The following is a 14,585-nucleotide window of genomic DNA, read 5'->3' as shown; positions in this document are numbered from 1 at the left end:
CTAAGTCGCCAGCGCTTCCCGAGCGGCGGCGATCGTGGCATCAATATCTGCTTCGGTATGCGCTGCCGAAACAAAGAAAGCTTCAAACTGGCTGCACGGCATGTACACGCCGTGGTCGATCAACTTCCAAAAATACTGTGCAAACCGCTTGGTGTCGCAGCGGCTGGCCGTGGGCCAATTGGCAATTGGTTCGCCGCTGAAAAATAGTGTGAGCATGCTGCCGACACGGGCTATGGTGTGTGGAACTTTGGCGGCGGCAGCCGCTTCGTGTAGTCCTTTGGCCAGTCGGGCCGAAAGCTGCTCCAATCGTGGATACGGATTGGTGTCGCGCAGCGTTTTCAACATGGCAATTCCCGCCGCCGTGGCCAACGGATTGCCGCTGAGCGTGCCGGCCTGAAACACTTTGCCAGCCGGCAGCACGTGTTCCATAATGTCCGCCCGGCCGCCGTATGCACCCACAGGCAGGCCGCCGCCGACAATTTTTCCCAGCGTGGTTAAATCGGGCCGAATGCCAAACAGCGACTGCGCTCCACCATACGCCACGCGGAAGCCGGTCATTACTTCGTCAAAAATCAACAGTGAACCGTGCCGCTGCGTCAATTCTCGCAATGCGTGCAAAAAGCCGTCGATGGGCGCCACCACGCCCATGTTGCCCACAACCGGTTCCACGATGACGCCGGCAATCCGTGGGCCATGTTCTTTGAACGCCGCTTCCAAACCCGGCACGTCGTTGTATTGCAGCAGCAGAGTGTCCTTCGCCGTGCCTGCCGTGACGCCCGGCGAGTTCGGCACGCCTAGCGTCGCCGCACTGCTGCCGGCCGCCACCAGCAAACTATCGACGTGGCCATGATAATTGCCGGCGAACTTCACAATCACGTCGCGCCCCGTGAATCCGCGAGCCAGGCGAATGGCGCTCATCGTGGCTTCGGTCCCGGAATTCACCAGCCGTACTTTTTCCACGCTCGGCACCGCCGCGATAATCAGCTCGCACAGTTCGCTTTCCGCTTCCGTGGGAGCGCCAAAACTGGTCCCCTTCTCTGCCGCGGCACGCACTGCTTCAATCACTTGCGGATGTGCGTGGCCCAAAATCAGCGGTCCCCACGAACCGACGTAATCGATGTACCGATTCCCGTCGAGGTCGTACAAATAAGCCCCTTCGCCGCGCTCAAAAAAAATCGGCTCTCCGCCGACTCCGCCAAACGCCCGCGCCGGGCTGTTTACGCCGCCGGGCATCAACCGTTTGGCGCGTTCGAAGGCTGCTTGGCTTTTATCGCGGGGCATCTTTTAATTCTGCGCTAAGATGATTTTCTCTTTGGGTGATAATAGCCGGCGGCTCACAGCCGCCGGTAGGAGCGTCAGTTGTAAATTGACCGACGAATCTCCGATGGTCGTGGTCCACAGGCTACAGGAGAAGCCACCCTGCCGCTTCTTTCGCCCAATACGTGATGATGATGGAAGCGCCGGCTCGCCGAATGGCCGTCAGCATTTCCAGCGCCACCGCTTGCTCGTCGAGCCAGCCATTTTTCGCGGCGGCTTTGGCCATGCTGAACTCGCCCGACACATTGTAAGCCGCTAGCGGCACACCCGGGAACCGTTCCCGCACGTCGCGGATGATATCGAGATATGCCAGCGCCGGTTTAACCATGACGATGTCGGCCCCTTCGGCCAAATCGAGCTCCACTTCACGCAGCGATTGCCCCGAGCTTGCCGAGGGATCCATTTGATATCCACGCCGGTTGCCCGCCTGCGGCGTGCTTTCGGCGGCATCGCGGAAAGGGCCATAAAACGCACTGGCGAATTTGGCGGCGTAGCTCATGATGGGCACGTGCACCATGTTCGCGCCGTCCAAAGCGCGGCGAATGGCGCCGATCATGCCGTCCATCATGCCGCTGGGGGCGACAATATCTGCCCCGGCCTGGGCATGGCTGAGCGCCTGCTTGGCAATCAGCGCCAGCGTGGCATCGTTGTCGACATCCAGCCGGCCGGTTTTTTCGTTCAGCACACCGCAATGGCCATGGTCGGTATACTCGCAAAAACAAACGTCGGTAATCACTAGCAGATTCGGCGCAGCCTGTTTCACCGCCCGAATGGCCTGCTGCACAATGCCGTGGTCGCTGTAGGAATCGCTGCCGGTGGCATCTTTTTTCGCCGGGATGCCAAACAGCAGAATTCCCCCCAGACCTAAATCGGCAATGGCGCGAATTTCTTCTCCCAAGCGGTCAGGCGACCACTGGAAGTGCCCCGGCATGGAGCCGATTTCCTGCTTGATGTTTTGGCCAGCCCGCACAAACAGCGGCAGCACAAAGTTGCCCGGATGCAAACGAGTTTCGCGCACTAGTTCCCGCACCAGCGGATGATACCGCAGCCGCCGCAGCCGGGTGGTGGGAAAGCCGGAGGAGTGTGAATCGTGTTGGGCCATGTTATTCTTATAGTTCAAACCTGTTTGAACCGCAAAGAACGCAAAGAAGAATTTTTATTAGGAAGCCATGAAGTCAGGAAGCCCGGAATAGGCATTGGATAATTCGCATTGAACATACTGGTCAGTATTCGAAATAGTTGCAAATTCTTTTCCTATTCTCCTAGATTCCTGGTTTCCTAATGAAATTGTCTTTGATTTTCTGTGTTCCTTCGCGTTCTTCGCGGTTCATTTTTCCTGCTGGAGTTCCGCTTTCGCTTTCGCCACCGCTTCGGCGGCCCAGGGCCGGTCGCCGTACAATGTGATAATGCTTTGCCAAATTGCGCGGGCTTGCTCGGGCGACGTTTGCCGCAATTGTTCGGCCCGCTTCAAATTGGCGGTAATCAATGCTTGATATTCGGGAATGGATTTGGCTGCTTGGTCACGCAGCTGCTTCAATTCCCAGCGCGCAAATTCCACGGATTGAGCTGTCCGGTCGCTGGAGTCAGTTTCGGCGCCGTACAACTGCACCAAGGCTTGCAACTTGTCGATGGTGCGTTGCGGGTCGATGGTCACGGCGTTCATCGCTTCCAAGTAATCGCGCTCGACGGGGCTTAAACTATCTTCGCCAGTCAGTAAGCGGGCGCGCAACCGAAGCTGACGCTCCTGCCGTTGCAAGTTGATTTCTTCCTGGTAACGCTTCACGTCGGCGGTCCGCTCGTGTTCGGGAAACCGGCTGAGAAAGCTGTTCACGTCGTCTTCTGCATTCGGCAAGCCGCTGCCGTCTCCTTCGCCGGCGGCCGCATCGATGCGGACCAGCAATTTTTCCGCCGACGGGGGACGCGATAAATACCAGACCAAGGCGGCAATCATCGCCAGGCTGAACAACAACAGTCCGATTTGAATGATCGACGAATTACTTTCGCTGGCGCGTTGCAGCACTTCTTGCTGGCGCTCGTCTTCTTCCACCGTAGTGAACCGGCTGGAAGTGATGGCGGTTTGCGATCCAGGCACAGCCGCAGCGGCGGCAACTGAAGCCGCTGGCATCGCAACAGAATTCGAAAGCACCGTTTTACGGGGCGCAGAACCCACGCTGGGGGCCGCACCGGCTACAACTGGAATTGGGCCACCGGCCGCCATGGACGGCGCCGGGGCAATCATGGTGGAGGCATTTGGATCGTACGGCATTGCCGGCGGCGGCGGAGTGCCGGCACGAGTGGCCGATCGCAAATCGCTGCTGGATGGCGACGGAACCGGCGGCGTGCCACTGGTGACTGTCTGATTCGACGGTGGTTGAACGGCGTCGGAGACGGTTTTGTTCCCGGCCAGCTCCAAGTCTTCCTCAAATTGAGGAACCGGCTCTTCGGCGGGGCGTTGACGAATCATCGACAGGCCGTGTTCCATGGCCGCCAATTGCCGGCTCAGGACCAAAGCGTTTGGCGCGCGAGCGGCAGGTTCTTTCGACAACAGGCGATTGATCAATTCTTCCAACTCCGGCGGAATGTCGCTGGCATAACGCGACAAGGGCGGCGCCGGCTCAAACCGCTGCTTGTGCAGCATTTCGGCCAGCGAAGCGGCGCGAAACGGCGGCCGTCCGGCGAGCATGGCGAACATTACCCCGCCCAGGCTATACAAATCGCTGAGCGGCGTAACACGCTCGCCGGTGGCTTGCTCCGGCGACATGTATTCGGCCGTGCCGACTAAGGCGCCATCCATCGTCAAGCGGTTGTTGCCAAACAGCCGGGCGATGCCAAAATCGGTGAGCTTGATGTCAGAATCGTCTTCGTTCAACAGCAAATTCGCCGGCTTGATGTCGCGGTGAATGACGCCATGATCGTGCGCATGCCGCAGTGCTTTGGAAAGCTTGACGGCATATTGGACCACTTCGCGCCAGGTAAATCGGCGTCCTTGTTGCAGCTCCTCCTCGACGCTGTGCCCGCGAACCAACTCCATCACGTAATATAGGTATCCTTGTTGCTCGCCGAAGCCGAGCATCCGCACGATGTTAGGATGCTTTAGTTTTTTCAGCGTGTTGATTTCCAGTTCGAACCGTTCGCGGAAGCCTTCTTCGTCGGCCAGGTGCGGATTGAGGACTTTGATGGCGCCGGCCTCGCCGGTTTCGACGTTTTGTCCCTCGAATACGGCGCCCATGCCGCCCCGGCCAAGCCGTTTGCCAATTTTGTACGGTCCCAGGCGATCGAATTGCATGGTTTCAGTGCCGGCGTAGAATGGACGATTCTGCAGATATTTATTGTACCTGGTTTTGCTCGGCTGACATCCGTCGCAACTAACATCCGCGTGAATAGCGTCTCTGTCCACAGTTTGCTTTCGCGGCCAATTAGCTTTGGAGTTTCTGATTTGAGCGAATTTATCACCTTGCCCGCCGATACCAACCAAGCTCGCGGCATCGCTGAATATGCAATCCATTTTGTCCGGGTCAACAAGGATTCAGCCGGCCCTTCCGAGAGGGTTTGGCAAATGCTGGAGCGATTGCACATAGATAGCGTGGCCTGCGGCGTTTCGGCCTTAGCCTGTGGCTGCAATGCACCCACGGTCCTGCGGCAGGAAGCGCTGGAATACCTCGCAGCATCTCAACAACTCTCTTTCCTGGCGGGAGAGGGCTGGGTGAGGGGGAAAACTGCTCACGGCGCAACCTGCTTCGGCTCCCATGTTGCTGTCAAACCGGAAAAGGCTGTCCTCGCCAACTGTTCGGCCGTGCGCGAATGGGATGCCAACGGCACCAACTTTGGTTACGATCCGGCGCGCGGTCACACCGCCGGCGAGTTCGGCCACAACGATTTTTATCCTGTCGCCATTGCCGCGGCCCAGCAGACTGGGCTCGATGGCGCCGCTGCCTTGCGCGGCATGTTGGCGATTGACGAAATTCGTGGCCGTCTGGCCGAAGTGTTTTCGCTGAAAACGTATAAACTCGATCACGTGGTGCACGGGGCAATTGCGTCGGCCGCCGTGTATGGAGCCATGCGGGGGGCCACGGCAGAGCAAATTGAATTGGCCATTGGCTTGGTCGTGGCGCATTACATTCCGTTTCGCGCCATTCGCCACGGCAAACAACTTTCCGATTCCAAGGGAGCTTCCGCCGCCATCAGCGCCGAAGTGGCCGTGCTGAGTGCCCAACGGGCATTGCGAGGTTTTGTCGGGCCCGCCGATGTGTTCTGCAATCCAGAAGCTGTTTTCTGCTTGTTCGAAAAGCCGGCCCGCAATGGAGAAAGCCCGTTTGCATTGGCGTTGGCTACCGGCGGCGATGATTTCGCCGTGCTGGGCATGCACTTCAAATTGGGACTGTACGAACATCAATCGGCCGGCGCCATTCAAGGCTTAATCGACGTTTTATCACGCCAACCACGGCTGCTGGAAAATCCCGAACAGTTGCGCTCGGTGCGCATCAGCATCTACGAGCCGGCATTTCACATTATTGGCGATCCGGCCAAGCGCGATCCCCGCACTCGGCAAAGCGCCGACCATTCGATGGTTTACATTGTCGCCACGCTGCTGCGCAAAGCCTTTGAACAACAGCGCACCGGCTGGAAAGAGTTGATGCTGCTGCCGGCGGATTACGACGAAGCCGCGTTGGTGCATCCGCTGACTCGGCAACTCATGGAAAAAATTGAATTCCGTCACGGCGGTCCGGAGTACGACGCCAAATATCCTGACGGCATTCCCACCACGCTGGAAATCGAACACGCACAACTTGGCAGGCAATCGAGCGGACTGGTGATGTATCCGCTGGGCCATGCGCGAAATAAGGATGCCACCGCACTCGACGACGTGCTGAATTACAAATTTCGCGCTTTGGCATCGCTGGGGGTGGAGCATCCGGAAGAATTGCACGCCCGATTTTCGAACTTGCGGCAAAAAACCGCCACGGAGATCGCCAGTTTGTTCGATTTTCCTATCCGCGGTTTAGCGGATTGACGGGGTTGTGGTGTTGTCCACAGATTCGTGTGTAACGTACAATTAGGTTATTCGCATCATGGGGTTGATTACCGTGCAATTGACGCTCTCGAATCCAAGGCGGCCGGAAATTGAACCCGTCCAGACCGACGCGCTGGTCGACACGGGCGCTGTATACCTGGTCATTCCAGAACGAGTGCAAGCCGACTTGCAGTTGGAAGAGCAAAGCAAAAAGGAAGTCACGCTCGCCGACGGCTCTCGGCGATTGACGGCCTATGTTGGGCCCATTGAAACGCGCTTCAAAAATCGCGTTGCCTACGTCGGCGCTGTCGTGATGGGCGATGAAGTGCTGTTGGGCGCCATTCCGATGGAAGATATGGACCTAATCCTTATACCGCAACAGCGCATCGCCGATGTGAACCCCAACAGCCCGAATGTGGCTTCGGCCAAAGTCAAATAAGCAGGTTCCTGCCCTCGGCATTTGCCTTCTGCTGTTATTTTTTGGCGGAATTCTTGTGTCACACTACTTCGGTCTGCTCAATATTTACAAACCTGCGGGAAAAACTTCGCGTTGGGTGGTCGATCAGGTGCAGCGTTTGGTGAAGCCCGCCAAGGCCGGCCATGCCGGCACTTTGGATCCACTGGCCACGGGCGTGCTCATGGTGTGTGTCGGCCAGGCGACGCGGCTGATCGATTACGTGCAGCAAATGCCCAAGCGCTACCGCGGCACATTTCTCTTGGGGCGCAGCAGCCCGACGGAAGATACCGAAGGCCTGGTCACAGAGTTGCCCAACCCTCCTGTGCCGACCCGGTTAGAAGTGGAAACGGCCGCCGCGAAATTTATCGGCGAGATTGAACAGCGTCCGCCGGCATTTTCCGCGCTGAAAGTATCGGGCCAGCGTGCGTATAAACTGGCCCGGAAAGGACAAACGGTTGAATTGCAGCCTCGGCCGGTCACCATTCACTGGTTGCAAGTAATGGATTACAGCTATCCCGAATTGACGCTGGAATTGCAATGCTCTAGCGGCACTTATGTGCGTTCCTTGGGGCGTGATTTGGCCGAATCGCTGGGTACCGCCGCCATTATGAGCCGATTGAAGCGCACCGCCATTGGAAAATTCCTCGCGGAAGACGCCGTCGAAGCCAGCACACTGACTCAAGATAACTTGGGCCAGCATTTGCTAGCGCCGCAATCGGCGGTAGATCACTTGTCGGCCATCACGCTGGACGAAGCCGAATTACAATCCATCTTCCGCGGCTTGTTCATTGTTCGGCCAGCTTCCGCAACCGAGCCACCCGCGGCGGAGTTTGCCGCGCTTGACGGCTGCGGAAAGCTTGCGGCCATTCTCCACCGACGGCGCGACGGCCTGCTGGGTCCTGTGCGAAATTTTTTGCCCGACTGAGTTTGCAAAAACCGCGGGCTTTTGGCGGCTGCCGGTCGTCAAACTTTTCCTCTTCGGCATAGGCCGATGCCATTGCCGCCGATCTCGCTCACTTCCGCCTCGTCGAAGCCCTGTGTTGCACAGAGAGTGGTAAAATTCCTTGCGGGACTAAAAGCAAACACACTCACCCGGAGCAATTTTCGAGCAGGGATGCAACGGCCAAAAGCCAGCCAGTGACGGAGCGCGATCCCAAACACGGTTCCCCGCCGAATTTGGAAATCATCACCCGCCGGTCCGCGGCCTGATTTTGCAAACGCATCTATGCCCGAAAAACGTAGTCATAAACTTGACGTGGTAGCCGTGGCGCTGTTGGCGGTCGTGTTGTTTTTGACCGTCGCCTTGCTCACGTACCATGCCAGCGACGTCTCCAGTCCTATTCCCACGGGCCAGCTCATTAACGCGCCGCCGGCGGGACATTCCACTTCGGTGGTCGCCCGGCTGGGCAATGCCTGTGGGCGATCGGGGGCTTACGCCGCTGAGCTACTGTATCGACTTCTAGGTTGGGGCGCATTTTTCTTCGTGGGCTCGCTGCTAGTGATCGATGTCTGGCTGCTCTCGCGCCGACCGCTGAACGATTTGGTGCTCCGCGCCTGCGGCTGGCTGATGGCGCTATTGGGCAGTACCACAATGTTGGCGCTGGTAGGGCCGGCCATTTCGCCGGGACCGGTCATTGGGCCGGGCGGTTACTTAGGAGCCGCCGGCCGGGCGCTATTGGAAATTAATTTCGCCGTAACGGGCGCATTCATTCTGACCATTAGCCTGCTCTTGGGTGGGCTGCTGTTGTGTACCGATTATTTGCTCCTTCGCCTGGTGGCAGGGGTGTTGCGTGTGCCGGCCAAGTTCACACTGGTTGCCGCCGGCCAAATGTTAGGCCGCACGTTTACCCTGCCCCGGCGAAAGCAAACGGACCTGGACAATGTAAGCATCGGCGCTGAAGCCGAGCCAGCCGTGGTCATTCGTGGCAAACGGCTAGAAGGCAGCGCCAGCGCCGACGATGAACATGAAGACAAAGAAAAAGAGGAGGTGAGCGAAGATGTAAAAGTGAAATCGAGCAGTGCCGCCAAACCCGTTTCGGGAAAAAATGAGGAACAGGAGGATCACGATGCAGATGAACATTCGGAAGGCGAAGAAGCATCCCAGCCGGGCGCGTCCGCCGCCCCCAGCTTAGGTGCTCGCTTAGCTTCCGCGCTAAAAATTCGCAACCTGGGCAAAAACGAGGACCGCGACGAAGTGCTCAACCAGCTCGACGCCGCGGCCAATCACACCGATGAGGTCATCGATTACGAATTCCCCTCGCTCGATCTGCTGCTTCCCGGCGACAGCGTGCACCTGGAGGAACACGAAAAAGAAGTGCGCCTGAAAGCCAAAATGCTGGAAAAAACGTTCCTGAATTTTGGCTTCAAAGTGAAAGTAGTGGAAATCGAAACCGGCCCCGTCATTGCCCAGTACGAAGTCGAATTGGAAGCCGGACTGCGGCTTTCGAAAATCACCAGCCTGGCCGACGATTTGGCCATCGCCTTGCGCGTTCCCAGCGTGCGCATTGTGGCCCCCATTCCCGGCAAGAACACGGTCGGCATCGAAGTGCCCAACAACGATCGCCAACTGGTGCGCTTGCGGGAGGTGATTGAGGAAACCAACGGCCGCGTCAAAAAAATGCGTATTCCGCTGTATTTGGGAAAAGACGTGGCCGGCAACCCCATGGCGGTCGATTTAGCCACACTGCCGCACTTGCTCATTGCAGGCCGTACCGGCACCGGCAAAAGCGTGTGCTTGAATTCCATCATTGTCTCGATGCTGATGACCCGCAGCCCCAACGATGTGCGCATGCTGATGATCGATCCGAAAATGGTCGAGCTCAGCCCGTACAAAAATCTGCCCCACCTGATGCACCCGGTCGTGACCGACATGCGCAAGGCCGAGGCGATTTTGGCTTGGGCCGTCGAGAAAATGGAAGAACGCTACGCTTTGCTGGCCCGGGCCGGCGTGCGGCACATCAGCGTATACAACCAGTTGGGCGATGAAGAATTAATGGATCGCCTGAAGCCCGAAACCGACGAAGAACGCGCCGCCATTCCGCATCATCTGCCGTACATTGTCATCGTGGCCGACGAAATCGCCGACCTGATGATGACCTCCGCTAAAGAGGTGGAGCAGCACATCATCCGCTTGGCGCAAAAAAGCCGGGCGGTTGGCATCCATTTGGTGCTGGCCACGCAAAAACCAACTGTGGATGTCATCACCGGCCTGATCAAATCGAATTTGCCGGCCCGCATTTGCTTCCAAGTCGCCAGCCGCACGGATAGCCGTGTGGTGTTGGACGAAATGGGCTCGGAAAAACTGTTGGGCAATGGCGATATGCTGTTTCTGCTGCCTGGCACCAGCACCATGTTGCGTGGCCAAGGCACGTATTTGAGCGATGACGAAATCAACCGAGTGCTCGATTGCGTCGGCACCACGCAGCCGCAATTCGTGACCGAATTGGTGCAGCTCAAGCCGGCCGCGGCGGGCGATGGCAATGACGCCGAAAAATTCAAAAACCGCGACGAGCTGTACGAGCAAGCCGTCGACGTGGTCATTCGCGAGGGGCGTGGCAGCGTTTCGCTGTTGCAACGCGCCTTGGGGATTGGTTACGGCCGCGCTGCGCGACTGATTGATTACATGGCCGAAGATGGCATCGTGGGCCAATACAACGGTTCGCAAGCCCGTGAAGTGTTGATGACGCTGGAGCAATGGTCGGCCATCATCAATCCCGGCGAATCCGGCGGCGGCACTCAGCCCGTGGCCGGTAGCACCGGAACTTCCAACACCGTGACTTCGCCCATGCCGGCTGCTCCGGCTTGGACTTCGGCTCCTACAGCGTTGAGCGTGGCTTCGCTCCCCAAGCTCAAGCGCAATCGCATTCTGCCCGACCCCGAGCCAGAAGATGATGATTCACCCCTCTCGCATTCGGAGCACGAATCGATCCATCGCAATGCGGATGACGACGAGGAGGACACTGGAGACGTGGAGGATACTGAAGACGAGGACTACAACGCCGACAATGAAGCGGACGAAGACGAATTCGACGGCGATACGGATGCTGAATTGGAAAACGAAGTCCACGACAAGCTGGAGGACGAGCCCGCTTCTGAAAATTCCACGTCGCGCGCAAACTCCGGTTCTGCGCGAACATCGCTACCCGGCGATCAGCGCGGCCGCTTCTCTGCATAGCTGCCTGCCGCCGGGCTCCTCGGCATGTGGCCGCTCAGCGGAATTCTGGCGAAATACCCCCTCATTAGCTCGGGTCTATTTCCGGCCTTTCCCCACCCGATGGAGGGCGGAAACTCCACCCAAGCGATAAATTCTTTGAAATTCTCACCAAATGCTTGCAGACCCCGCATCCGCCAATAATAATGCGGCTGTATACACACGTGAAATGAGAAGAGAGCAGACGCAAGTTTTCACGCCGGAACGCGAAGAAAACTTGCACGAAGACGGTGAACAGATTGAGGCTGGCATCCTAAGTTTTGCAATTTCAATCGCCCTTAATACTTTCAGCACCGTTTTGTTAAGGAAATCCTGCTCATGAGAAAGTCTACCTTGTTTGCTTCTTGCGCTTCGGCAATTGTCGTTGCCTTTGCCGTATCCGCGACCAACGCCGCCCCCATCATTCTGTACTCCGCTGACTTCAATTCCGACACCGCAGGACATGCTGCGAATTTTAACACGCCAGCGACGAGTTACACCGACACCAATCTTGTCACGGCGTCAACTGCGCAAGACAGTTGGGTGAACTCAAGCGGGCTGGCTACAAATCCGCTAATTGTCTCCGGTAGCGCCACCAACGGCTCGGTCGCAATGGCTGCCAGTGGCGAAGATGATCGCGCCACATTTTCCACGGTGACGGCGGTTCCAGGCACGTCAATGTTTTACCTCTCTGCCGACATTAATCTTTCATCCGTCAGTGCGACGGGAGATTATTTCTTTAACATGGGTGATGGCGGAGCCAGCAACTTCAACAACAAAGTTTTCGCTAAGTCCAGCGGTGCTGGCTATGTTCTTGGCACTTCAGTCAATACCAACGTCGCCAGTGCCTCGTTCGGCTCGACTGTGCTTGCATTCGGAACAACTTACCACATCGTCCAAGAGTACGATTCCCTTATTGGCAGCGGAAATGATACGACCGAGCTCTATCAATATGCTGCCGGCAATACTCAGATTACTCCTAATGGTGGCGACACAATCTACGCCTCAGGTGCCGGCACAGCGAACGATGCCACGCTCGTTGGCGGTGTGTATCTGCGTCAAGGAAGCGGTGGCCCAGTTCTGACGATGATCGACAATATCGTCATTGCAACTAATGTGGTGCCCGAACCTGCGACATTAACGCTCCTCGGCCTTAGTGTAATTGGCTTGATCGGCGTCGCTCGCCGCAAGCGGAGTTGAAAGCCATTGATCGATCAATTTGATTCTCAATTAACCCTCGGTCTTTGGCCGAGGGTTAATTTTTGCACAGAATGCACGCTGTTTGATGATCACAGCACTCATGACATAATTAAAGCTGAGAACTTTTCTTTGTCTTTGATGTATGATGTCGATGTCTCCAGGCCCGCAATCTGTTCCGGTCAGGCTTAACATCTCGAATTTCTGGCGGACGGTCGGATCAAAACAGTGGGGTGTGGCCTTCATCGTTGCGGCCACACTGGTGGCGTATTGGCCGTCGTTAAGCGGTGGGTTCATCCTAGATGATGATCTGCTGCTAACGGACAATCCACTAATTAAAGCTCCCGACGGAATATTTCAATTCTGGTACTCGACCAACCAGCCCGATTATGTTCCTCTGACCAGCAGCACTTTATGGTTAGAGTGGCGGCTGTGGGGGATGCATCCGACAGGCTACCACATCACAAATTTGGTTCTGCACATCATTGCTTGCCTTTCAATTTGGCAGCTATTGCGGCAGCTTTCGATTCCCGGCGCTTTTTTTGCGGCGTTGTTATTTGCCGTCCATCCTGTCAATGTCGAAAGCGTAGCCTGGGTCGAGCAGCGCAAAAACACGCTGTCGCTGGTGCTGTTTCTGTTGTCCCTGCTTTGGTATTTAGTATCGGAACAATCCGCTGAGCCCGCCGATCAAGAGGGCCGGCCTGGCGTAAACCGCTGGTACTGGCTGAGCCTACTGTCGTTTGCCCTAGCGATGTGCAGCAAAGGCTCTGTGGCTATTCTGCCGCTCGTGCTGCTGCTGATCGTGTGGTGGCAGCGTGGTCGAATTACAAAGCAAGACCTGTTACGCAGCGCCCCATTTTTTCTTCTGGCTGCTGCGATAACGCCCATCATCATTTGGTTTGTTACTCACGGTTCCGGAGCAGCGGTTCGCCACGTCACGTTTCTTCAGCGTTTATTAGGGGCCGGTGCAGCCATATGGTTCTACTTATTCAAGGCGCTGCTGCCAACACATCTGCTGTTTGTCTATCCGAATTGGAATATTGAGCCGGCCGATCCGCTGTGGTGGCTGCCTTCCGCTGCTGCTCTAATCGTAACGGCACTGCTTTGGTGGCGACGCAATAGTCGCTTGGGCCGACCCTTGTTCTTCGCTTGGACGTTTTATTGCATCGCGCTGCTGCCAGTGCTTGGATTTACCGATTCCGGTTATGCGAGATTTTCGCTTGTTGCCGATCATTATCAGTACATCGCGCTCATCGCCGTGACATCACTGGCCGCCGCCAGTTGCACCACGTGGCTCAACCATGCACATTCCAGCACCGGCCGGTTCGCGCCTATGGCCACGGCCTCCTTGATAACCGGATGTTTGATGCTGCTCACTTGGCGACAAAGTCGACTTTATGACAGTCCTATTTCTCTGTATGAGGCGGCGCTCGCGGAAAATTCAAATTCCTGGATGCTTCACTATAATTTGGGCATTCCGTTAATTAAGGTGGGCCACCTACAAGATGCAATCGGCCATTTCCAAAGGGCTTTACAGCTGAATCCCGACTATCCAGAGGCTTACCTGAACCTTGGCATTGCATTGGCCGGTGAAGGAAAAATAGCGGAAGCCACAGACCATTTTCAGCACGCGCTACAAATCAAACCCGACTACGCCGAAGCCCACTACAACCTCGCGAACATCTTGGCCCAAACAGGACATCTACCGGAAGCAATTGAGCACTATCAAGAGGCGGTGCGGCTAAAGTCGGACTTTGCTGAAGCTCACAATAATCTCAGCACCGCGCTGTACCAAACAGGAGACATGCTGGAAGCAATGCATCAAGACAAGCAAGCCTTGCAAATCAAGCCCGATTATGCAGAGGCCATGAGCAACCTCGCGAACTGCCTGTTGCAACTGGGCTACTTGGAGGAGGCTGGAGAATACTACCGACAAGCCTTGGCATTGAGTCCTGACTTTTATGACGCCCACTTCAACTTGGGTTTGGTGCTCCTTAAAACACGGCGGCCACAGGAAGCAATTAAACATTTTGAGCAAGCGTTGCACAGCAATCCAGATGATCTCGATGTCTGCACCAATCTGATAAATGCCTACGCCCTTGCGAATCGCCCGCAAGATGCCATTTCGACGGCGCTCAAGTCAATCGTTTTGGCGCGCGCCCATGGTCAGGCCGCGCTCGCCCAGCAAATTGAAGCCGCGTTGGAACAATATCGCGCCCAGCAAGCCGCGAAACAAAATTTTTCTCCTGCCGGCAGGATTCCTTAACTATCGTTGTAAATTTTTTCCCCTTTAATTGCCGCCAGCAGCTGGGCCGTGTGTCGCCCGGCCACTGCGCTTCCCAAACCCACACGATAGTGTTCAAGCTTCTGAAGCCATGTCCAGACGATCGAAACCAACAAGCCGTGCATTGCAG

Annotated in this window: 9 protein-coding genes; 6 read left to right on the top strand and 3 right to left on the bottom strand. The window is 56.6% G+C overall.

Annotation, left to right across the window (positions count from 1 at the left end):
- The 3 genes from hemL to VFE46_17355 all read right to left on the bottom strand — a co-directional run bounded on the left by hemL (position 1) and on the right by VFE46_17355 (position 4,603).
- Positions 1–1,281, bottom strand: coding sequence for a glutamate-1-semialdehyde 2,1-aminomutase (hemL, locus tag VFE46_17365; protein HZZ29768.1), 1,281 nt, complete (start codon positions 1,279–1,281; stop codon positions 1–3).
- Positions 1,282–1,402: 121 nt separating this feature from the next.
- Complete coding sequence (gene hemB / locus VFE46_17360) at positions 1,403–2,419, bottom strand: porphobilinogen synthase (GenBank protein ID HZZ29767.1); 1,017 nt, start codon at positions 2,417–2,419, stop codon at positions 1,403–1,405.
- Positions 2,420–2,644: 225 nt separating this feature from the next.
- A complete protein-coding gene (locus VFE46_17355; protein ID HZZ29766.1) occupies positions 2,645–4,603 on the bottom strand; it encodes a serine/threonine-protein kinase in 1,959 nt (652 codons plus the stop codon).
- A 150-nt stretch (positions 4,604–4,753) separates the two neighbouring features.
- Here VFE46_17355 and VFE46_17350 point away from each other — a divergent pair, with 150 nt between their 5' ends.
- From VFE46_17350 to VFE46_17325, 6 genes are all read left to right on the top strand, one after another.
- A complete protein-coding gene (locus VFE46_17350) occupies positions 4,754–6,328 on the top strand; it encodes an MmgE/PrpD family protein (protein ID HZZ29765.1) in 1,575 nt (524 codons plus the stop codon).
- Between the two features lie 58 nt (positions 6,329–6,386).
- Positions 6,387–6,767, top strand: coding sequence for a clan AA aspartic protease (locus VFE46_17345; GenBank protein ID HZZ29764.1), 381 nt, complete (start codon positions 6,387–6,389; stop codon positions 6,765–6,767).
- 55 nt (positions 6,768–6,822) lie between these two features.
- Positions 6,823–7,710: a tRNA pseudouridine(55) synthase TruB gene (gene truB / locus VFE46_17340; protein ID HZZ29763.1), complete on the top strand. Its 888-nt coding sequence runs from the start codon at positions 6,823–6,825 to the stop codon at positions 7,708–7,710.
- A 300-nt stretch (positions 7,711–8,010) separates the two neighbouring features.
- Complete coding sequence (locus VFE46_17335) at positions 8,011–10,959, top strand: DNA translocase FtsK 4TM domain-containing protein (GenBank protein HZZ29762.1); 2,949 nt, start codon at positions 8,011–8,013, stop codon at positions 10,957–10,959.
- 354 nt (positions 10,960–11,313) lie between these two features.
- On the top strand, positions 11,314–12,174 hold the full coding sequence (locus tag VFE46_17330; GenBank protein HZZ29761.1) for a PEP-CTERM sorting domain-containing protein: 861 nt from the start codon (positions 11,314–11,316) through the stop codon (positions 12,172–12,174).
- Between the two features lie 232 nt (positions 12,175–12,406).
- Positions 12,407–14,437, top strand: coding sequence for a tetratricopeptide repeat protein (locus VFE46_17325; GenBank protein ID HZZ29760.1), 2,031 nt, complete (start codon positions 12,407–12,409; stop codon positions 14,435–14,437).
- Positions 14,438–14,585: the final 148 nt, after the last annotated feature.

It is taken from the genome of Pirellulales bacterium, from assembly GCA_035656635.1.
In the GTDB taxonomy this organism is placed as follows: Bacteria; Planctomycetota; Planctomycetia; order Pirellulales; family JADZDJ01; genus DATJYL01.
This window is presented reverse-complemented; position numbering and strand designations above follow the sequence as displayed.